We start from the raw sequence: 20514 nt of genomic DNA, 5'->3' as shown, positions 1-20514 counted from the left end.
ATGGAATTATCATTTCGTTGGTATGGCGTAGATGACCCAGTAACATTAGCATATATTAAACAAATACCTGATATGAAACACATCGTCTCAGCGATATATGATGTGCCAGTTGGAGAGGTTTGGACAAAATCCAAGATTGCGCAATTAAAAGCAACTATAGAAACAAGTGGATTAAAATTTGAAGTCGTAGAAAGCTTACCTGTTAGTGAATCAATTAAATTAGGCACACCACAGCGTGATGTACTTATAGAAAACTATAAAACATCTTTAGCTAATTTAGCAGCGCATGGTATAAAAACTGTGACATATAATTTTATGCCTGTATTTGATTGGACTCGATCCCAATTAGATTATCGATTTGCTGATGGTTCAAATACATTAATTTATAAGCATGACCAAATTAAAGACATTGACCCATTAACTACTGATTTAAATTTACCTGGCTGGGATGAAAGTTATACACGTGAAGAGATGAATCAGCTTATTTCCGCGTATCGTGAAATGTCTGATGATCAATTATGGGATAACTTAAAATATTTCTTAGAAGGTGTCTTACCAACAGCAATTGAACATGATATTAATTTAGCTATACATCCAGACGATCCACCGTGGTCTATTTTTGGAATTCCACGTATTATAAAAAATAAAGAAAGTTATCATCGTTTGTTATCAATTAATAAAGACACACATAATGGTATTTGTTTCTGTACAGGTTCACTTGGATCACTTGCAGAAAATGATTTACCAGCAATGATTAGAACGTTTGGAGACTATATTCATTTTGTACACATGCGTAATGTGAGGCGATTAGATGAATATTCATTTGTAGAAACAGGCCACTTATCTAAAGATGGTTCTGTTGATATGAAGGCGGTGGCAGAAGCATTAAGAGATATTCATTTTAAAGGAACAATTAGACCAGACCACGGTCGTATGATTTGGGGAGAAACTGGAAAAGCTGGCTACGGATTATTTGATAGAGCGTTAGGTGCAACATATATAAATGGTTTAATTGAAGGAGTGAGTAAATCATGACGTTACAATTTAAAGATGTGAATGTAGTGATCACTGGTGCGACTGGCGTTATAGGTTCTACGTTTGTGAGGGCGCTAGTTGCTAAAGGTGCCAATGTGGGTATCTTAGGACGCTCTGAAGACAAAATGATTCAACTACAAGATGAAATTGATAAAGATAGAATACAAACGGTTAGGTTAGTAGCAGATGTTTTAGATAAGACAGCACTCGTTCAAGCTAAAGCGAACTTTAATGATAAGTTTGGTAAAGTCACAGTTCTTATTAATGGTGCCGGTGGTAATGATGCAAATGCGACTACTAATGACGAAACGTATGATGAAACGGGAGATCATACTTTCTTTGATTTGACTGAAGAGGGTGTTGATAAAGTATTTAAATTAAACTACTCAGGCACATTTTTGCCAGCACAAATCTTTGGTAAAGATGTCGTAGAATCTGAAAAGGGTACAATCATTAACATATCTTCAATGAATGCATTCACACCGCTAACGAAGATACCAGCTTATAGTGGTGCTAAGGCTTCAGTAAGCAATTTCACACAATGGTTAAGCACGTATTTTGCTGGTAAAATACGGGTAAATGCCATTGCTCCTGGTTTTTTTGAAACAAACCAAAACAAAGCGTTATTAAGAAATAAAGATGGCTCTTATTCAGCGCGAGCCGCCAAAATTCTATCGCAAACGCCTATGAATCGATTTGGTGAACCTGAAGAAATTTTAGGTACTTTATATTGGCTGATGGATTATGATATGAGCGGGTTTGTCACAGGCATTGTAGTACCAGTAGATGGTGGATTTTCATCATATTCAGGTGTATAAGCCACCATTAGCTTTGGGCTAGTTGATATTGATTTATAAATAATGCCTCACATAACATAAATGAATGAGACAGTGATAAATAGCTGGCAGTGACTTAATTTGGGCAAGACTCGAAAAGATGAACTGTCGGCTATTATTTATATATCTTGATACAACTTGTCAACCTGTTAATGATGCCTGAAATAAAGCATATTTAAAGCAATCATTATTTGGAACTATGTGTATATTGGATTTAGTGGATACCGTGGTTTGTTATATCAATGATGGACAACTCAATAGTGTTTGGCGAAACGTGATACAACGTTACTTGACTATGCTTAGTATTATCCATAAGGATCTAGAATGCTTTCGCTTGTTTAAGCAACTCTATTTTTGAGATAATATTAATCAATATTTAAGAAAGCGTTTTCTATAAGCCGTGGAGTTGGAGTGATAAGATGACTTTTAGTATAGGTGTAGATTTTGGTACGAGTTCGGGACGCGTGTTTCTTGTAAATACTGAAAATGGGGAAATTATAAGTAAATATATTAAAAGGTATTCACATGGGGTAATTGAAGGAGAACTAAATGGAAGGGAATTACCATCGAGTTATGCATTACAAAATGCCAATGATTATATGGAAGTAATTGAAGCGGGCATTCCAATAATTTTAGAAGAAGCAAATATCGCACCTTCTGAAGTTGTCGGTATAGGCATTGATTTTACTTCATCTACAGTTATGTTTGTTGATGAACATATGGAACCAATACATAACAAATTAGAATTTCAAAATCATCCCCATGCTTATGTGAAATTATGGAAACATCATGGTGCGCAAGCAGAAGCTGATTTGTTATTTCAAACAGCATTAGCGGAAAAAAAGCGATGGTTAGGTTACTATGGTTTCAATGTAAGCAGTGAATGGATGATACCTAAAATAATGGAAGTGAATAATAAAGCACCAGAAATCATGGCTGAGACAGCTGATATTATGGAGGCTGGTGATTGGATAGTAAATAAGTTAACAAATCAAAATATTAGGTCTAATTGTGGTTTAGGATTTAAAGCGTTTTGGGAAGAAAAATCAGGATTTCATTATGATTTATTCGACAAAGTGGATGATAAACTTTCTGAAATTATAAGATCAAAAGTCGATGCTACTATCATCAATATAGGAGAGTCTGCAGGTACAATTAGTGAAACGATGGCTCGAAAATTGGGGCTTTCTCCAGATACCCAAGTCAGTCCATTTATAATTGATGCACATTCGAGTTTATTAGGTATTGGCTCAACTCAAGAAAAAGAGATGACTATGGTTATGGGAACGAGTACATGTCACCTTATGCTAAGTAAAACGCAACATAAAGTACCGGGTATTTCAGGATCAGTTAAAGGTGGTATTATACCAGAATTATATGCATATGAAGCAGGGCAAACAGCTGTCGGAGATTTATTTGAATATGTAGCCGAACAAGCACCATATGAATACGTCATAGAGGCAAATAGACGCGGTATTTCTATATTGGAATTTTTAACTGAGAAAGCAGAGAGATTATATCCTGGAGAAAGTGGTCTCATCGCATTAGACTGGCATAATGGAAATCGCAGTGTATTAAGCGATAGTCATTTAAAAGGTTGCTTATTTGGAATAGGATTACAGACAAAACATGAAGAAATTTATCGAGCATACATGGAAGCAACTGCTTTTGGAACAAAGATAATTATGAATCAATACCAAGAGTGGAATATGGAAGTCGATCGTGTTTTTGCTTGTGGTGGTATTCCAAAAAAGAATAAATTACTTATGGATATCTACGCGAATGTATTAAATAAGTCGATTACTATTATGGATAGTGAATATGCGCCTGCTATTGGTGCTGCTATTTTAGGCGCGATAAGCGGCGGTACATATCGCACGTTTAATCAAGCGATTGATGCAATGAAAGAGCCAGTTTTATATACAGTAGAGCCAGAACAACAAAAAGTAAGTCGCTATGAACAACTATTTTCTGCTTATAAAGAACTTCATGACTTGCATAGCTATAAAAAAGTACGCATTATGCGTAACGTGAATCAATTAAAGTGAAAGTGTAAAAATACAGATTATTAACAATAAGCTTATGGTCTAAATATTCATTTGAACATGGACTATTATCACGATTTAAGATATTAAAATTAAAAGTAAGTGAACTATGCTAAAACAGCGCAGTTTCACTTACTTTTAATTTATGGTTTGTATTTATAATACTAGGGACTTAGTTTTTTAAATTAAGTAAAAATTAGGGTTAGGAAATCATCATATTTAAGGAATCAACGAGACTGTATAAACCTAAGAATGATACTACTAAAACAACGAACCCGCCTATAATATTGAGCCATATTGTATTGACATAATGACCCATTAAATTCTTTTTATTGATAATAATAAAGATGAGTATAGCTATTACAGGTAATATAATACCATTTAGCGCTTGTGCCACAAGTAATACTTGAAGTGGCTCGAAACCTAAAGCAGATGTGATGATTCCGATAATAATAATTATAGTGAATACATATTTATATTTTTTACTTTCCATGCCACCTTTCCATCCTAATAAACTACTGATTGTGGCAGCAGCTCCAGTCGGAGAAGCAATTGCGGAAGATAATCCTGCTGCAAATAGACCAATACTAATTGTCACAGGTGCAGCATCTCCGAGGACAGGCTTTAAAGGCCCGGCAAGTTGTATGACACTTGTGATTTCTTTTCCATGCATGAGTGTCGCGGCTGCAATTAAGATTGCAGCTGAAATAATACCACCTATGGTAATTGAAATAATTGTGTCCCATCTCGCAAACTTTAATGCTTTGATATCACCAAAACGTTCATGCACAGCTGTTGAGTGTATAAAAAAATTATATGGAACTACTGTTGTTCCGATTAAGGCAATGACTGTAATAATAGAGCCATTTGGAATTGTAGGGACGAAGATACCTTTTAGAATACCTAAGATATCGGGTTTAATGACAACCATTGTGGTTATAAATATGACTCCCATGACGACCATAAGAAAAATCATAATTTTTTCTAAGAAACGATAATTTCCAAATAGACCAATAAGTAAAATGATTACACCAATAATTGGCGCAACAATATTTTCGGGTATATTAAGTAAATAGGAGGCACCAAGAGATGTACCAATCAAATCTCCGCTAATATATGCAGCACAACCTATCGTAACAGCAATTAAAGTGAACCATACAATCATCAGTTTACCAATTTTATTTGAAAATAATTCTTGAATCGCTTCACCTAACCCTTCACGTGTCACAAGAGATAAACGAATAATCATTTCTTGAAGTACAATTGTGGCAATGATTGAAAAGACCACAGCCCACAGCAGACTATATCCAAATCCGGCGCCACCTTGAGACATTGTAGTGACTGTACCGGGGCCAATGAATGAAGCAGTGATAATCATACCAGGACCAATTGATTTTAAAATCTTTCCTGCATTTTTAAACATGCCAACCACTCCTTGGGTTATTTGATGTTATTGAGATAATCGACGTGGCCAGCAAGTACATACAAGACTGCTGTAGATACAAAGTGTGCAGAATTTTGATTTGGATCTTTCATTGGATAGACTTCTACATAATCCATACCACAAAGACCTAGAGATGCAAATTCGTAAATCATTGTTAGTAATTCATAAGAAGTTATACCATTGCCATCGACCGGTCCACCCGGATTAAAAGCGAAGTCTAGCACATCACTACATATAGTTAAATATACAACATCAACTTCCTCACTTGCTTGATTATAGATATCACGGGAAAATTGTTTTAAATCTTTTGCATTACGAATATCGTTAATGGTTAATGTAACAGCACCAGATGCTTGTGCGAAACGACCAGTTTCAGGTTTGTTTCTAGGACCATGAATGCCTGTATGAATAATACTTTCATTACGTACACCTTCAGTTTCATAGAGTCTCATAAATGGCGTATTACGTGCATAAGTTTCACCTTCATAATCTGGCATGTTGTCATAGTGAGCATCTAAATGAATAATACCGACTTTTTTACCTGTTTCAGTTAAGGACTTGAGAATAGGATAAGTCACCCCGTGTTCTCCACCCAATCCTACTAAAAATTTATTACTTTCCCATAATGGTTTAGTGAAGTCAGCTATATTGTCATAGCTTTGTTTATTGTCATGCGCAACAAACGGCACATCGCCTACATCGCCAATAGTTAAATGTTCACTGATATCAATATGATTGAGTTCAGGTAAATACTGACTATAACGCGCTGAAGATACTCTGATTTGTTTAGGGCCAAGTTCGACACCTGTATAATCACCCCAAGTGCTTTCTCCTTCAAATGGAGCACCATAAACAATGACATCTGTATCGAGTGTGTTAGATTGTGCTAAGTTTTTACTATTTAAAAAGCATGGTACATTACCGTAAATATTATTTTTCATTATGTAAATCATCCCCTTTATTGTAAATAATTATATAGAGTAATCTTTAGTATTTCAAATAAATCTGAAAATTCTAATATTTAATATAATAATATGATAGAAAAATTAGTTATAATTTTAGGGAAAGTTAGAAGCTCTAAATTGTATTTTTAGGGATATCGTCAATAGTTTTTTTCATAGAAAGGGTGTATTCTATAAAAAAACCAAACGCTTTTTAACGTTTGGTTTTCTAAGTTTTGAGCGGTATTCGTATAAATCATTCTAATCATTTGTGCGAGTGTTTTAGTTATAAGGTTATGCCCACCCACGAAAACGAGAAGCTTCAGCTGTACGTTTAATACCTATCACGTAAGCAGCTAAGCGCATATCTATTTTTCTGTCATGTGCTAAATCATATATATTATTAAAGGCATCAACCATTTTATGACGTAGTTTAGTATTTACTTCTTCTTCGGACCAATAATAGCCTTGGTTATTTTGCACCCATTCAAAGTATGATACAGTAACACCACCAGCACTAGCGAGAACATCAGGGATTAATAATATACCACGTTCATTTAAAATACGTGTGGCTTCCTGAGTTGTAGGGCCGTTCGCCGCTTCTGCAATAATATTAGCTTTAATATCATTGGCATTGTCAGCAGTAATTTGATTTGATAATGCAGCCGGTACAAGAATATCACAATCTAGTTTTAGTAAATCCTTATTAGAAATAACGTCATCAAATAAATGTGTTACTCGACCATGTTGTTCTTTAAGTTCGATTAAATGGTCTATATCTAAACCATTTGAATCGTAAAGGGCGCCATAACTTTCGGAAATTGCAACAATCTTTGCGCCCATATCGTGTAGAATTTTAGCGATAAAGCTACCCGCATTCCCAAATCCTTGAATGACGACACGAGAATTATTAATAGAAATATTTCGACGTTTTGTAGCTTCTTCGATAGTAATGACTGCACCAAGTGCAGTAGCACGGTTACGACCTAATGAGCCACCTAAAGCTAATGGTTTACCAGTAATGAATGCGAACGCGTTTGAGCGATTAATCATACTATATTCATCCATCATCCATGACATAATTTGGGGATTGGTATAGACATCTGGTGCCGGTATATCGCTTGAAGGACCTACAAATTGCGATATGGCTCTAACATAAGCGCGCGATAAACGTTCAAGTTCTTGGTTGCTCATTTGTCTAGGATCACAAATAATACCGCCTTTACCGCCACCATAAGGTAAATTTGCAATGCCACATTTTAAAGTCATCCACATTGAAAGGGCCTTGACCTCTTCTTTAGTGACATCTGGGTGAAAACGAATGCCACCTTTAGTAGGTCCGACCGCGTGATTATGTTGTGCGCGATAACCTGTAAAGGTTTGCATAGTTCCATCATCCATACGGATAGGGATTCGTACTTCTAAAAAGCGTAAGGGTTCTTTAATTAATTCATACATACCTTCCTCGAATCCTAATTTATTTAAAGCTTCCTTAGTAATCTGTTGTGTTGAAGATACTAAGTTATTATGATCTACCATAGTTATTCTCCTTAATGCGTAATTATTATATATGTACTTACTATTAGAATGTTATCTTTATTGAGAATTAAAATCAATAAAGAAATCTAATTTTTATAAATATTTCGAAAATTCAGACTTGTAAACAACGATTATATTATAGACGTAAACTATATACACCAAGGGATTAAGGTTGATTATAATATTGTTATCATAAAAATGTAAAATGTATGAAATTATCGAATAATGAATATATATAAGTTTTGTATTTTTAGAAAGCGTTATATAAATCTTTGAAATACATTTGACTAATGTACATTTTAATAACTGATACCTTAACTTTATTAAAGTATCTTCTGTAGTAGTCATTTATTTACTATTGACTAAATTTTCAGAAATAAATAGAATGATTAATTATACTCAAATTTTTTATAAGTATTGAGTGCTTAAAGATGAGGAGAAGAGATATATGGAACAAACAACGTTTAAACGTGCCATGAAACAACGTCATCTAATGCTATTGAGCTTTGGTGGCGTAATTGGTACAGGCCTATTTTTAAGTTCTGGATACACATTGCAACAAGCAGGGCCGTTGGGGACGGTCTTATCTTATGTTATTGGTTCTATTTTAGTCTACCTAGTCATGTTATGTTTAGGGCAATTAGCGATAAAACACCCAGTGACAGGAGGGTTTCATGTATACGCTAGTAAATACATACATCCTGCAGTTGGTTACATCGTTGCATGGTTCTATTGGTTAACATGGACAGTAGCACTGGGGTCTGAATTTACAGCTGTCGGTTTGTTGATGCAAAAATGGCTTCCAGATATACCTGTATACATATTTGCAACTATAGCAATTATTTTAGTATTAGTATTTAATATTATATCGACACGTTTTTATGCAGAAGTCGAATTTTATTTCTCACTAGTTAAAGTAATCGCAATTATAGTGTTTATCCTTCTAGGTATTTTAGTCATTATAGGATTGATTCACTATACTGGATATCAAGGTTTACATACAATTACGCAACGATATACAAACCCTACGTTCCCACATGGACTAGGCTCTGTATTTTTAACAATGTTGGCGGTCAATTATGCTTTTAGTGGTACGGAATTGATTGGTATAGCAGCGGGGGAAGCTGAAGAACCTGAAAAAGTTATACCGAAAGCAATTAGAGCAACTTTATGGCGCTTGATTGTCTTCTTTATAGGAACAATCATTATTATTTCTATTTTAATTCCTAGTTATCAAGGTAAATCATTAAAAAGTCCTTTTGTAGTTATTTTTCAAGAAATGGGTATCCCGTATGCTGGTGACATTATGAACATAGTTATCATCACTGCTTTGCTTTCTGCTGCCAATTCAGGTTTGTATGCAGCAAGTAGAATGATTTGGAGTTTATCCAATGAAGGTATGTTCCCAAAATGGTTTGGTCATCTCAATAAATATCAAATGCCAATTAGAGCAACATTATTTAGTATGATTGGTGGTTTGTTAGCATTATTATCAAGTGTATATGTAGCAGATTCATTGTACGTAGTCCTCGTGTCGATAGCTGGATTAGCAGTTGTGATTGTCTGGATGAGTATCTGTGTTTCATATTTTAATGCTAAAAGAATAGATCAAAGTTTGAAAATACACCAAGCTGTTCCTATTATCGGTTTTACGCTGTGTCTTGTTTCATGTATCGGTATGATTTTTGACCCGAATCAAGCCCCTGCGTTATACTTTGGTTTACCATTTGCAGTACTTGCTTTAGCCTATTACTATATTAAATATAATAAAAAAGGAGACGCATAAATGCGCTTATTAGAAAAATTAACTGCACAACGTCCTATTATATTAGACGGTGGTCTTGCTACCACATTAGAACAAGCAGGTTGTAATTTAAACTCATCTTTATGGTCGAGTGAAGTATTGCGACATCAACCAAACAAAATTCAACAAGCCCACAGTGCTTTTACAGAAGCAGGCGCTGATATTATATTAACAAGTACATATCAAGCCAGTTATGATACTTTTTCAGATATTGGTTTAAAGGTAGAAGAAATTGAACAATTATTTTCAACTGCTGTGGAAGAAGTTAACAAGGCCACATATGATAATCAGGTTGTAGTAGGTAGCTTAGGGCCTTATGGGTCATATTTAAGTGATGGTTCTGAATATACGGGGAACTATGAGCGAACTCAAGAAGATTACTATCATTTTCATAAGGCAAGAATCGATGCACTGATCTCTAGGGGGATTAATGATTTTGTATTTGAAACTGTGCCAAATTTTAGTGAAATTAAAGCGATAGCCGAATACATTATTCCTCGTTATAGTAATACACAAACGTTTTGGTTATCAGTGACTGTTGACGAACAAGGGGATTTGTCAGATGGCACAGCATTTGAAACATTATGCGAATATATGACACATCATAGCCAAACGCTCCCTATATTTGGCATTAATTGCTCAACAGTAGAAGGTATTAATCAAGCTATGAATAAAGGTCTAAAGGACTTGTCACAAACTATTGCACTATATCCAAATGGTGGTGCGCATTATGATGCAGAAACTAAGCAGTGGGAAAATGAAGGGAATAGTAGTCAAATTATAGACCAATTACCTAGTTGGATTGAACAGGGTGTTAGAATTGTGGGCGGTTGTTGTCAGACAACGCCAGAAGATATTAAAGCGATTAAAACATTACTTATTGAAAAATAGCGAGAGTCAGAAAAGCATAGTCTCATAAAAAGGAACACCTACTAGAAAGTAGGTGTTCCTTTTTGAATTGTTGTACTTAGCACTCAATTAGCGTTGTGATTGTGCGCGTGGTATTTTATATTTTTTTGAAAACTCTTTAAAAGTAATGAAACGTTTATGACTTTCATCATACAATTTAAACTTCAATGAAGATAGACTTTCGATAAGTGTAATTGAAGTTGCATGATGCAATGGTTTAACATTTTCATGTGTAGCTTCTAAAGCATAGTTAGGAATTCTAGGATTTAGATGATGTACGTGATGATATCCTATATTTCCAGTAACCCATTGAATAAATTTTGGTAATTTATAATAAGAGCTACCATCTATTGCTGCTTTAACATAATCCCACTCAGAAGCTTCTTCGAAATAAGAATCTTCGAAGGTATGTTGGATATAAAATAACCATATACCGAGCATGCCAGAAATAAATACCATAGGTGCAATCATAGCGAAAAATTGCCCTGGGCCTAAAATAAATATAAGACCACCATGTAATATAATTAAGAAAATATTATTGAGGTATGTGTTTAGACGTTCATTCCATTTAGCATCTTTTGAATTAAAACGATTTGACACAAAGACTAAGAAAAATGGGCCAATTACAAACATCACAAAAGGATTACGATAAACCCTGTAAGATAAACGTGTAAACTTAGATGAAGCTTGGTATTCTTCAACAGTCATTACCCAAATATCACCGATGCCACGTTTTTCTAAGTTACCACTACCCGCGTGGTGTATGAGATGTTCTCTACGCCATTTTCTGTATGGAAAGAATGTGAGGAATCCAGTAATATTTCCTAGTAAATCATTGTGCTTTTGTTTTTTTAAATAAGATCCATGACATGCATCGTGAAAAATAATAAATGTTCTAATTAAAAATATTGAAGCAAAAATACTACAAATGATTGCTAATGACCAATGTACGTTGTATAAAAGGCCGCCCAAAACAATGAGTGCAAAAAGAGGTAGTAATGTATTTATAATTTGAATTGTACTTTTTGTATAACTTGTCTTCGCGAATGGCTTAACCATTTTGTGTAATAATTTCTTTTTATCTTTTTCCATATTCACCAAACTTTCTTTACTTAAAAAGTCAAAAGGATCATTTCAGACTTTTAAGCATTTAATTTATTGTATATAATTCCCGTGTCGATTACAAATATTTGCAAGAAAAGTTTGAATAATTTAAATGAATATATAATGGTTATTGAATCTATCAGCTACTTTAAGAATAAAATAAATTATTTCACTTTATTTACTGTATGATAGTTGAACAATTCTAAATTGAACGCAACTTAAAATGTTTTAATGTATTAAGGTATTCATACGGCTAAGTTAATACAATTATTTCTGTATTTCTGTATTTGTAATTATGGTCTTATTTATTACATCAAATATGCATATAGGCGTAGTGGTATCACCACTACGGTTTATCTTTTTAAGTATTGCTTATGTAAAGTAAAAAAATAACTCAAAAATTCCAAATAATTTCAAAAGAAAATGGGTAGAATATAATAAAGAAAGTCAGGAATAGTCATCGGAGTGTTAAAAGCACAACTTCATGATATTTCTGGCTTATTTTTATGAGATATAAGGAGTGGTATGTAAATGATGAAAGTAGAATATGATAAAGATCATAATGGGGTTTACCAAACGCTCATAGTATCTATAAATAAGACAGCGTCAAATATTTTCAATTATCTAAGTACAACAGAAGGGATACAACAATGGTTTCCACAATTAGAAATATGCGAAAGAAAAAAAGATGGCAAAATGTTATTTCATTTAGATGGTGAAGAATATAAAGAAATGTACATTACTGATTTTGAGCATAATAAAGAGATTGGTTATTCTTGGGATCTTGGACAAGTAAAATTTGAGCTGAATCAGGATGAAGCAACAACTGAGCTCATATTCAAGGAATTTTTACCATATGAGTTTCCACACATTGGACTGGATTTTGCTGGGTGGCAATTTCAAATGGAAAAACTAAAAGCGCTTATAGAAAATAATGAGAAATTGGCCCAACAACCAGCTGATTTTGATTATAAGAAAGTTAAAATAGAAAAAATATTACATTTAAAATAAATAACATTATATTAAAACTAGACATTAGTAATCGACCTTGATAGAATATACAAAGATTGTACACACAAAGTATACATAAAAGCGTTTTCATGTTATTATATATGTGAAAATACGCTTTTTGTCCACGTGTAAAAAACATTACGATTTCTGTAATACACAAGGGAGATAGAAATATGAAAAAAATTATGATTACTGGTGCCTTAGGACAAATTGGTACAGAACTAGTTGTTAAATGTAGAGCATTATATGGAAATGACAATGTATTAGCGACAGATATTAGAGAACCTGAAGCGGACTCAGCTATAGCGAATGGACCATTTGAAATACTAGATGTTACAGATAAAACACGTATGTATGAATTGGTAGAATCATTTAAACCAGACACGTTTATGCATATGGCTGCGCTATTATCAGCAACTGCTGAAAAAAATCCATTATTTGCTTGGGACTTAAATATGGGGGGACTTATGAACGCATTGGAGGCTGCACGTGAATTTAATTTACAATTTTTCACACCAAGTTCAATTGGTGCTTTCGGACCTTCCACACCTAAAGTAAACACACCACAAGTCACGATTCAACGTCCAACATCTATGTATGGTGTGAATAAAGTTGCAGGCGAATTATTATGCCAATACTATTTTGAAAAATTCAATGTCGACACCCGTAGTGTGAGATTCCCAGGTTTAATCTCGCACATTAAAGAACCAGGCGGTGGGACAACAGATTATGCTGTAGATATTTACTTTAAAGCAGTAAGAGAAGGGCGCTATGCAAGTTTCATCGATAAGAATACATTTATGGATATGATGTATATGGAAGATGCAATTGATGCAATTATTCAATTGATGGAAGCAGATGGCGTTAAATTGATTAATCGTAACGCGTATAATTTAAGTGCTATGAGTATAGAACCAGAAATGGTCAAAGAAGCAATTCAAGAATATTATCCAGAATTTGAATTAGACTATGAAGTGGATAGCGTACGACAAGCCATTGCGGATAGTTGGCCAAATAGTATCGATGTAAGTTGTGCTAGAGCAGAATGGGGCTTTAATCCACAATATGATTTAAACAAAATGACTAAAGTGATGTTAGAAGCGATTGAAGACAAAGAAAAAGTACAGTCATAATATCAATATATTAAATAGCTGACTAATCATAAATAAAAAATCTGTCTAACTTTTAAATGTTAGACAGATTTTTATACATTTATATGAGCATTATATTTTATAGAAGAGCATGTAATTATAAAAGCTTAAATAGGAATAGTATTGCTTAAATTAATTGGAGCATTGTTCAATAGTAGTAAATTGTATTGTTGATATATTTTAAATTGTTTGAAAATTATTGAACAGAAGTTCTCATATTGGTATAATTTAATATAAATACTTAAAATTGCATTGGGAGGAAATCATCATGTCAGAAAAAATTGAATTTGAACAACGTGAAAACCTAAAAGAGAAACCGGATCCAACTGATTTAGGTTTCGGAAAATATTTCACAGATTATATGCTAAGTTTCGACTATGATATTGACCAAGGATGGCATGATTTAAAAATTGTACCTTATGGTCCGATTGAAATTTCTCCAGCAGCACAAGCTATCCATTATGGCCAGTCTGTATTCGAAGGGTTAAAGGCTTATAAACATAATGATGAAATTGATTTATTCCGCCCATCTGAAAACTTTAAACGTATAAACCATTCACTAGCACGTTTAGATATGCCACAAGTAGATGAAGAACAAATCTTAGAAGGATTGAAACAACTTGTTGATATCGAACGCGATTGGGTACCAGAAGGTGAAGGCCAATCTCTCTATATAAGACCATATGTTTTTGCTACAGAAGGTATTTTAGGCGTTCGTCCATCTGCTTCATATAAACTATTAATTATTTTATCGCCATCAGGATCATACTATGGTGGTGCATCATTAACACCAACGAAAATCTACGTTGAAGATGAATATGTACGTGCAGTTCGTGGAGGTGTTGGTCACGCGAAAGTTGCTGGGAACTATGCGGCAAGTTTACTTGCTCAAACAAATGCAGCTGCCCAAGGTTACGACCAAGTATTATGGTTAGATGGTGTGGAACAGAAATATGTAGAAGAAGTAGGTAGTATGAATATCTTCTTCGTAGAGAATGGCAAACTTGTCACACCAGAATTGAATGGTAGTATCTTGCCTGGTATTACACGTAAGACTATCATTGAATTAGCAAAAGAATTAGGATATGAAGTTGAAGAACGTCGTGTATCTATTGATGAACTAATTGAAGCACATAATACAGGCGCCCTTACAGAAGTGTTTGGTACAGGTACTGCTGCGGTTATATCTCCAGTAGGTCAATTGAAATACGGTGGCACTGAAATCGTAATTAACAATAATGAAACTGGTGAAGTTACTCAAAAATTATATGATAATTATGTTGGTATCCAAAGTGGTAAACTTGAAGACCCTCAAGGATGGAGAGTTGTAGTACCTAGATATTAATTGGATATTTTATACAAAAAAGCTTCAACCATTATGTGATGGTTGAAGTTTTTTTTGATATTTGGAATTGATAAAACAAATAGGATAAAGTACTGCTTAAGAGCAATTTAATGATACGAATATTGCCTAAATATTGAAATTAAATGACTTTCAGTTCCATTATTTGTTTCGCTTTACTAGTTTATATTAAAATATAATATGGTGATAAATCTAATAGATAGTTAATACATAGGAGCTGTGCGAACAATGAAGTGGATTTTATTTGATAAAGATGGAACATTAATATATTTTGATCGTAGTTGGATGAAGATTGGTTTACAGTTAGTAGATGACTTTATGACAACTTATCAAGAAGATATCAAGGATGTTGAAGCAGGATATACGCATTTAGGCATTATAGATGGGGAGATACAGCCTGGTACAATTATGGCCTCAGGTGCATTAGATGAAATGGTGCAAGCATTTTGCGAAATTGCTAATCAAGATGTTACCAAATGGGCACAAAATAGAAGTCAAACACTCGTTGATAATCGAATTCCTGAAAATGTTGTTGTAGAAGGCATTGATGAAACATTAGCAACATTGAAAAATCAAGGTTATAAAATGGGTATCGTTACAAGTGACTCTAACAAAGGCGTACAACAATTTTTAGAAGCTACAAATTTTAGTCAGTTTTTTGATGTTATTATTTCTACTGAAGCTGATGCTGTTGAAAAACCAAATCCAGAAGTGTTAAATCCATTATTTAATAATTATAAAGTAGCTCCACGCGATGTAACGATTGTAGGTGATACTGCAAATGATATACAAACAGGGATAAATGCCAATTTAGGTCTATCTATTGCAGTATTGACTGGTGTTGGTTTAGAACACGAATTTGATAAAGCTGATCACGTTGTCGCAACTGCGAATGATGTTATAGGTATATTAAATCAATAGGCGGCGCGCTCAAATTATGTCATAATATACATAACGTATATTATGATTTTTTTATATTTAATAATAGCATTGAGGTGATCAAATGATAGATGGTAAATATGCAACTTATCAGGGAGACACATATAAAGTAGTTGAGATTATTAGCAATGAAGTGGTGTTAGTAACTGAGGATGCCGAAGCACTAGAAAAAGGTTTTGAAGCACAAACGACAAACACATCTGCACACACATTATATTTCAAGCGTGTTGCAAGAGATGATTTAGACGAACTATACGCATTGTATCAAGAAGCAAGATATGAAGGTGCTATTTTTGACTTATATCAAGATACAGAAGGTCAACTCTATATAGGCACGGAAGATCAAGATAAGGCAAGTACATTTGGTTTAGAACAAACCGATGAAGATTATTATAGTAAATATGTAACAGATGATGAGATAGAAAAGATTATTTATCGTAGTCACATCGAGTAGATATTAAATCATTAAATACAATAAGAGTCCTATCAGAATTTAATGTTCTAATAGGACTCTGCTAAAGAGTGTGGATAATTCGAGATTTTTTGATTAGTCAAAGTGACTAACGTTGGTCGACCTTGCGATAAGCTTCAATAATACGACTGATTTTATCAATGATAGGATCTAATGAGTCTGGATCATCATGTAAATCATATTCATTAATATTAACACGTACAACAGGACATGCATTGAATTCACTAATCCAGTCATCGTAGCGTTTGAATAATTTCTTCCAATATTCAGGCTCAGTTTCAATTTCCATCTGGCGACCGCGTTGGTTTATACGATCAATCACTTCATCATAGTCACACTCTAAATAGATTAAGACGTCTGGTTTTGGAAAATAAGGTGTCATAACCATCGCATTAAATAATTCTGAGTATGTTTTGAAGTCTTCAGGCGTCATCGTGCCTTGTTCTTCATGCATTTTTGCAAAGATATCGACATCTTCGTAAATAGAACGATCTTGTACAAAGCCGCCACCGTATTCAAACATACGTTTTTGTTCTTTGAAGCGTTCTGCTAAGAAGTAAACTTGTAAATGAAAACTCCATCGCTCAAAATCATTATAAAATTTATCTAAATAGGGATTGTGGTCAACGTTTTCAAATGATGTTCTAAAGTTTAAACGGTCGGCTAAAGCACTTGTTAAGGTTGATTTACCTACACCAACTGTGCCAGCAATCGTAATCACAGCATCTTGAGGGATACCATATTTATTCATGAATTTTTCCTCCAATTAGGGATTGTAATAAATTTAAAATATATTGATAATCATCATTATGTTTTACAAAATCAAGATGGGTTGTATCGATGCGCATGACGCGTTCACCATCATTTTTTAATGACTGGTAATAAGCGTTGTAATCACGTTTTAAATTTAGTAAGTAATTATCTTCAATTTGATGTTCAAAACTACGATTACGGTGTGCAATACGCGCTTTTAAAACTTCTAAATCTGCATCTAAAAAAATGATGATATTGGGCATTTCTAAATCTTCGGTTAAAATATCATAGATTCTTGAAAATTTATTATATTCTGTATGTGTGAGTGTATTGTGTGCAAAAATTTTATTTTTATAAATGTGATAATCGCTTACAATACCTGAATGCAAGGTTGCAATATCTTGAAATTGTTTGTAACGATTACATAAAAAGAACATTTCCGTTTGAAAACTCCATTTAGAAATATCTTCATAAAAATCAGATAAAAAAGGATTTTCATTAACAATTTCTTTTTCGTGATAGTAGTTGTAAGATTGACTAAGTTTATCTGCTAGAGAAGACTTGCCGACACCAATCGGGCCTTCTACAGCTATAAAAGGTTTTTTCATATTTACCGCTCCAATGTTAAAATAGACAATAAGTATTGTACCATATGTGAGGTGTGAGACACATGACAAGAGATCAATTTTATATGAAAATTGCGATTGCTGAAGCTGAAAAGGCAGGGGCCATTGGTGAAGTACCGATTGGGGCAGTCATAGTTAAAGAGGAAGAAGTAATTGTTCGAGCGCATAATTTGCGTGAATCACTGCAAGATCCAACGGCACATGCTGAACATATAGCAATTCAAAAAGCAGCGGCTTTGTGTGGAAATTGGAGATTAGAAGATTGTACATTATATGTCACTTTAGAACCTTGTGTGATGTGTGCAGGATCAGTTGTTATGAGTCGGATTCCACATGTAGTATACGGCGCTAAAGATCCAAAAGGTGGATGTGCAGGAAGCCTGATGGACCTCTTACAAGAATCTAGATTCAATCATCGTGCAACAGTAAAAACAGGTGTTTTAGAAGAAGAATGTGGACAATTATTAAAAAATTTCTTCAAAAATATTAGGAAAAATAAAAAAATCAATCAAACAGCGGATAATACAAATGAGTGAACATTTGGTAGAATATGAATATGTTACAAAATTATGGCAAATGAGAATGATGTGTAATTCAATTTGTATTATTGATCATAGTAGGAAATGAGGAGAACGAATGATTAACTTAATTGCGACAGATATGGATGGTACTTTATTAAATGCAGCACATGAAATATCAGAAGAAAATATTCAAGCAATCCAATATGCACAATCTCAAGGAATTACTGTAGTTATAGCTACAGGTCGTGCTTTTTATGAAGCCAACACGCCGATTAACCAAACAGATTTAAAAGTGCCGTATATATGTTTGAATGGTGCTGAAGTCAGAGACGAATCATTTAATATCATGAGTACATCTAATTTAAACCGTGAGCTTATCAATAGAGTTACAAATGAACTTGCTAGCGAAAACGTTTATTATCAAATTTATACCAACTTAGGTATCTATACAGAAAATCCTCAACGAGATTTAGAGATATATATTGATATTGCAGAACGTGCAGGTCAAACAGCAGATGTAGAAAAAATAAAAAGCGGTATTCAAAAACGTATAGATAATGGCACTTTAAAAGTTGTAGATAACTATGACAAAATAGAAAATACACCAGGCGAAATCGTTATGAAAATACTTGCTTTTGACAGTGATTTAACAAAAATTGATCGTATGAGTAAAAAATTAGCAGAATCAGAAAGTCTTGCGATTTCTTCATCATCAAGAGGCAATATTGAAATTACACATGCGGATGCACAAAAAGGCATTGCATTAACAACCATTGCAGAGCGTCTTAATATTGATATGACAAATGTTATGGCAATAGGCGATAATTTGAACGATATATCTATGCTAGAACGTGTTGGTTATTCTGTAGCAATGGACAATGCGACTTCAGAAGTTAAAGAAGTTTCAAAATATGTAACAGATACAAATGAACAAAGTGGTGTAGGGAAAGCCATTATGAAATTACTTAAAGAAAATAATGAATAATAATATGAGGTGAATGAATAAATGAAAGGCTTAATAATCGTAGGTAGTGCGAAAATCGGTTCGAATACAACTGCATTAGCACATTTTTTAAAAGGGCATTTCGAAGAACATGAATTTGAAGCGGAGATTTTTGATTTAGCTGAACGTCCCATCCATCAATTAGATGTTTCAGGTGCGTCCCATCCTAGTGAGACCTATAAAGAAAATATTGAAGCATTACAAACTAAAGCTAGAGAAGCAGACTTCTTTGTTATTGGTACGCCAAACTATCATGGCTCTTACTCCGGTATTATAAAAAATGCTTTAGACCACTTAACAATGGATGACTTCAAGATGAAGCCAGTAGGTCTTGTTTGTAATAGTGGTGGTATCGTAAGTTCAGAACCACTATCTCATTTACGTCTTATCGTTCGTACATTGCTTGGAATTGCTGTTCCAACACAAATTGCTACGCACGATACAGATTATAATAAATTAGAAGATGGTACTTTATATTTAGATAACAATGAATTCCAATTACGCTCAAAATTATTCGTAGACCAAATCATTTCATTTGTGAAAAATAGCCCATACGAACATCTAAAATAAAGTTTTTTGTCCAATGACGAGAAATAATTAAAGACTGGAAAATCCCTAGTACATATTGTAAGGGGTTTTCCAGTTTTTATTTATGAAGAATCAATTTTATTTAAGCGTTAATGATTGAATTTACGATAACATGGTATTGTTCTATTGTGGCTTTAATTTTAATTAGATTTATATCAAACAAGTAAATGCAGCGTTCGTCTTGGATACCTCTCGATTTGTTAAAGAAACCAAGTTCTATGAGGTGGTTAAGCTGTGTAGAAATAGGTGTGTGTGTTAATTTTAATGCTTGCCTGAGTAAGGATAAATCAACTTTTTCTTTATCAAGCATAAGTAATTTATCTAAAATTATTATTTCTGAAAAATTGAGACTTAAATTTTGTTTTATAACTTTTTTTATTAAAAGTCTTTTTTCTTCATAAGCTATTGTATTCATGTTTATCACCTCAGT

Annotated in this window: 20 protein-coding genes; 13 read left to right on the top strand and 7 right to left on the bottom strand. The window is 33.7% G+C overall.

Going from position 1 to position 20514, the window contains the following annotated elements:
* The 3 genes from PYW31_RS11225 (at position 1) to PYW31_RS11215 (ending at position 3919) form a co-directional block, all read left to right on the top strand.
* Positions 1–1035 carry a mannonate dehydratase gene (locus tag PYW31_RS11225; RefSeq protein WP_046837730.1) on the top strand — a complete coding sequence of 345 codons (1035 nt, stop codon included), beginning with the start codon at positions 1–3 and terminating at the stop codon, positions 1033–1035.
* A complete protein-coding gene (locus tag PYW31_RS11220; protein WP_046837731.1) occupies positions 1032–1853 on the top strand; it encodes an SDR family oxidoreductase in 822 nt (273 codons plus the stop codon). The genes PYW31_RS11225 and PYW31_RS11220 overlap by 4 nt, the downstream gene beginning before the upstream one ends.
* 437 nt (positions 1854–2290) lie before the next feature.
* The gene (locus tag PYW31_RS11215; RefSeq protein WP_046837732.1) at positions 2291–3919 is read left to right on the top strand and encodes a ribulokinase; all 1629 of its coding nucleotides are present in this window, start codon (positions 2291–2293) and stop codon (positions 3917–3919) included.
* A gap of 199 nt (positions 3920–4118) precedes the next feature.
* Here PYW31_RS11215 and PYW31_RS11210 read toward each other — a convergent pair whose 3' ends face one another.
* The 3 genes from PYW31_RS11210 to PYW31_RS11200 all read right to left on the bottom strand — a co-directional run bounded on the left by PYW31_RS11210 (position 4119) and on the right by PYW31_RS11200 (position 7840).
* The gene (locus PYW31_RS11210) at positions 4119–5339 is read right to left on the bottom strand and encodes an Nramp family divalent metal transporter (protein ID WP_046837733.1); all 1221 of its coding nucleotides are present in this window, start codon (positions 5337–5339) and stop codon (positions 4119–4121) included.
* A 17-nt stretch (positions 5340–5356) separates the two neighbouring features.
* Positions 5357–6301 carry an agmatinase family protein gene (locus PYW31_RS11205; RefSeq protein ID WP_046837734.1) on the bottom strand — a complete coding sequence of 315 codons (945 nt, stop codon included), beginning with the start codon at positions 6299–6301 and terminating at the stop codon, positions 5357–5359.
* 294 nt (positions 6302–6595) lie between these two features.
* Entirely contained in the window at positions 6596–7840 is a 1245-nt protein-coding gene (locus PYW31_RS11200; protein WP_046837735.1) for a Glu/Leu/Phe/Val family dehydrogenase, read from the bottom strand.
* Between the two features lie 448 nt (positions 7841–8288).
* Between PYW31_RS11200 and PYW31_RS11195 the strand changes: the two genes are divergently transcribed.
* Positions 8289–9626 carry an amino acid permease gene (locus tag PYW31_RS11195; protein ID WP_046837736.1) on the top strand — a complete coding sequence of 446 codons (1338 nt, stop codon included), beginning with the start codon at positions 8289–8291 and terminating at the stop codon, positions 9624–9626.
* Positions 9627–10535 carry a homocysteine S-methyltransferase gene (gene mmuM, locus PYW31_RS11190; protein WP_046837737.1) on the top strand — a complete coding sequence of 303 codons (909 nt, stop codon included), beginning with the start codon at positions 9627–9629 and terminating at the stop codon, positions 10533–10535.
* A gap of 87 nt (positions 10536–10622) precedes the next feature.
* Here mmuM and PYW31_RS11185 read toward each other — a convergent pair whose 3' ends face one another.
* Positions 10623–11645, bottom strand: a complete 1023-nt coding sequence (locus tag PYW31_RS11185; protein WP_046837738.1) for a fatty acid desaturase — start codon at positions 11643–11645, stop codon at positions 10623–10625.
* Between the two features lie 543 nt (positions 11646–12188).
* Here PYW31_RS11185 and PYW31_RS11180 point away from each other — a divergent pair.
* The 5 genes from PYW31_RS11180 (at position 12189) to PYW31_RS11160 (ending at position 16575) form a co-directional block, all read left to right on the top strand.
* Positions 12189–12668, top strand: coding sequence for an SRPBCC domain-containing protein (locus PYW31_RS11180; RefSeq protein ID WP_235602244.1), 480 nt, complete (start codon positions 12189–12191; stop codon positions 12666–12668).
* Positions 12669–12841: 173 nt separating this feature from the next.
* Positions 12842–13801, top strand: coding sequence for an NAD-dependent epimerase/dehydratase family protein (locus PYW31_RS11175; RefSeq protein WP_046837739.1), 960 nt, complete (start codon positions 12842–12844; stop codon positions 13799–13801).
* Between the two features lie 286 nt (positions 13802–14087).
* Entirely contained in the window at positions 14088–15164 is a 1077-nt protein-coding gene (locus PYW31_RS11170) for a branched-chain amino acid aminotransferase (RefSeq protein WP_046837740.1), read from the top strand.
* 246 nt (positions 15165–15410) lie between these two features.
* Positions 15411–16103: an HAD family hydrolase gene (locus PYW31_RS11165; RefSeq protein WP_046837741.1), complete on the top strand. Its 693-nt coding sequence runs from the start codon at positions 15411–15413 to the stop codon at positions 16101–16103.
* A gap of 82 nt (positions 16104–16185) precedes the next feature.
* Positions 16186–16575: a hypothetical protein gene (locus tag PYW31_RS11160; protein ID WP_046837742.1), complete on the top strand. Its 390-nt coding sequence runs from the start codon at positions 16186–16188 to the stop codon at positions 16573–16575.
* 106 nt (positions 16576–16681) lie between these two features.
* Here PYW31_RS11160 and PYW31_RS11155 read toward each other — a convergent pair whose 3' ends face one another.
* Positions 16682–17344 (bottom strand): deoxynucleoside kinase, encoded by a 663-nt coding sequence (locus PYW31_RS11155; protein WP_046837743.1) that lies wholly within the window; start codon positions 17342–17344, stop codon positions 16682–16684.
* Positions 17337–17954 carry a deoxynucleoside kinase gene (locus PYW31_RS11150; RefSeq protein ID WP_046837744.1) on the bottom strand — a complete coding sequence of 206 codons (618 nt, stop codon included), beginning with the start codon at positions 17952–17954 and terminating at the stop codon, positions 17337–17339. Before PYW31_RS11150 ends, PYW31_RS11155 begins: the two co-directional genes overlap by 8 nt.
* Positions 17955–18016: 62 nt before the next feature.
* Between PYW31_RS11150 and tadA the strand changes: the two genes are divergently transcribed.
* The 3 genes from tadA to PYW31_RS11135 all read left to right on the top strand — a co-directional run bounded on the left by tadA (position 18017) and on the right by PYW31_RS11135 (position 20066).
* The gene (gene tadA, locus PYW31_RS11145) at positions 18017–18508 is read left to right on the top strand and encodes a tRNA adenosine(34) deaminase TadA (RefSeq protein WP_046837745.1); all 492 of its coding nucleotides are present in this window, start codon (positions 18017–18019) and stop codon (positions 18506–18508) included.
* Positions 18509–18608: 100 nt separating this feature from the next.
* Positions 18609–19478: an HAD family hydrolase gene (locus PYW31_RS11140; protein ID WP_046837746.1), complete on the top strand. Its 870-nt coding sequence runs from the start codon at positions 18609–18611 to the stop codon at positions 19476–19478.
* Positions 19479–19499: 21 nt separating this feature from the next.
* Positions 19500–20066, top strand: a complete 567-nt coding sequence (locus PYW31_RS11135) for an NADPH-dependent FMN reductase (RefSeq protein ID WP_046837747.1) — start codon at positions 19500–19502, stop codon at positions 20064–20066.
* Positions 20067–20166: 100 nt separating this feature from the next.
* On the opposite strand, the gene PYW31_RS11130 is transcribed toward PYW31_RS11135, so the two are convergent.
* Positions 20167–20499 carry a transcriptional regulator, SarA/Rot family gene (locus tag PYW31_RS11130; RefSeq protein WP_046837748.1) on the bottom strand — a complete coding sequence of 111 codons (333 nt, stop codon included), beginning with the start codon at positions 20497–20499 and terminating at the stop codon, positions 20167–20169.
* Between the last annotated feature and the right edge of the window lie 15 nt (positions 20500–20514).

It is taken from the genome of Staphylococcus succinus (assembly GCF_029024945.1).
Lineage (GTDB): Bacteria > Bacillota > Bacilli > Staphylococcales > Staphylococcaceae > Staphylococcus > Staphylococcus succinus.
The sequence above is the reverse complement of the archived record's forward strand: the minus strand, read 5'-3'. Positions and strand labels throughout refer to the sequence as shown.

What these genes read in the sequence shown, in the direction of transcription:
- tadA (WP_046837745.1), top strand. Translation starts at nt 18,017, where the DNA reads ATGACAAGAGATCAATTTTATATGAAAATTGCGATTGCTGAAGCTGAA.
- PYW31_RS11135 (WP_046837747.1), top strand. Translation starts at nt 19,500, where the DNA reads ATGAAAGGCTTAATAATCGTAGGTAGTGCGAAAATCGGTTCGAATACA.
- PYW31_RS11140 (WP_046837746.1), top strand. Translation starts at nt 18,609, where the DNA reads ATGATTAACTTAATTGCGACAGATATGGATGGTACTTTATTAAATGCA.
- PYW31_RS11200 (WP_046837735.1), bottom strand. Translation starts at nt 7,840, where the DNA reads ATGGTAGATCATAATAACTTAGTATCTTCAACACAACAGATTACTAAG.
- PYW31_RS11150 (WP_046837744.1), bottom strand. Translation starts at nt 17,954, where the DNA reads ATGAAAAAACCTTTTATAGCTGTAGAAGGCCCGATTGGTGTCGGCAAG.
- PYW31_RS11170 (WP_046837740.1), top strand. Translation starts at nt 14,088, where the DNA reads ATGTCAGAAAAAATTGAATTTGAACAACGTGAAAACCTAAAAGAGAAA.
- PYW31_RS11155 (WP_046837743.1), bottom strand. Translation starts at nt 17,344, where the DNA reads ATGAATAAATATGGTATCCCTCAAGATGCTGTGATTACGATTGCTGGC.
- PYW31_RS11130 (WP_046837748.1), bottom strand. Translation starts at nt 20,499, where the DNA reads ATGAATACAATAGCTTATGAAGAAAAAAGACTTTTAATAAAAAAAGTT.
- PYW31_RS11180 (WP_235602244.1), top strand. Translation starts at nt 12,189, where the DNA reads ATGATGAAAGTAGAATATGATAAAGATCATAATGGGGTTTACCAAACG.
- PYW31_RS11225 (WP_046837730.1), top strand. Translation starts at nt 1, where the DNA reads ATGGAATTATCATTTCGTTGGTATGGCGTAGATGACCCAGTAACATTA.
- PYW31_RS11185 (WP_046837738.1), bottom strand. Translation starts at nt 11,645, where the DNA reads ATGGAAAAAGATAAAAAGAAATTATTACACAAAATGGTTAAGCCATTC.
- PYW31_RS11220 (WP_046837731.1), top strand. Translation starts at nt 1,032, where the DNA reads ATGACGTTACAATTTAAAGATGTGAATGTAGTGATCACTGGTGCGACT.
- PYW31_RS11175 (WP_046837739.1), top strand. Translation starts at nt 12,842, where the DNA reads ATGAAAAAAATTATGATTACTGGTGCCTTAGGACAAATTGGTACAGAA.
- PYW31_RS11210 (WP_046837733.1), bottom strand. Translation starts at nt 5,339, where the DNA reads ATGTTTAAAAATGCAGGAAAGATTTTAAAATCAATTGGTCCTGGTATG.
- PYW31_RS11215 (WP_046837732.1), top strand. Translation starts at nt 2,291, where the DNA reads ATGACTTTTAGTATAGGTGTAGATTTTGGTACGAGTTCGGGACGCGTG.
- PYW31_RS11160 (WP_046837742.1), top strand. Translation starts at nt 16,186, where the DNA reads ATGATAGATGGTAAATATGCAACTTATCAGGGAGACACATATAAAGTA.
- PYW31_RS11165 (WP_046837741.1), top strand. Translation starts at nt 15,411, where the DNA reads ATGAAGTGGATTTTATTTGATAAAGATGGAACATTAATATATTTTGAT.
- mmuM (WP_046837737.1), top strand. Translation starts at nt 9,627, where the DNA reads ATGCGCTTATTAGAAAAATTAACTGCACAACGTCCTATTATATTAGAC.
- PYW31_RS11205 (WP_046837734.1), bottom strand. Translation starts at nt 6,301, where the DNA reads ATGAAAAATAATATTTACGGTAATGTACCATGCTTTTTAAATAGTAAA.
- PYW31_RS11195 (WP_046837736.1), top strand. Translation starts at nt 8,289, where the DNA reads ATGGAACAAACAACGTTTAAACGTGCCATGAAACAACGTCATCTAATG.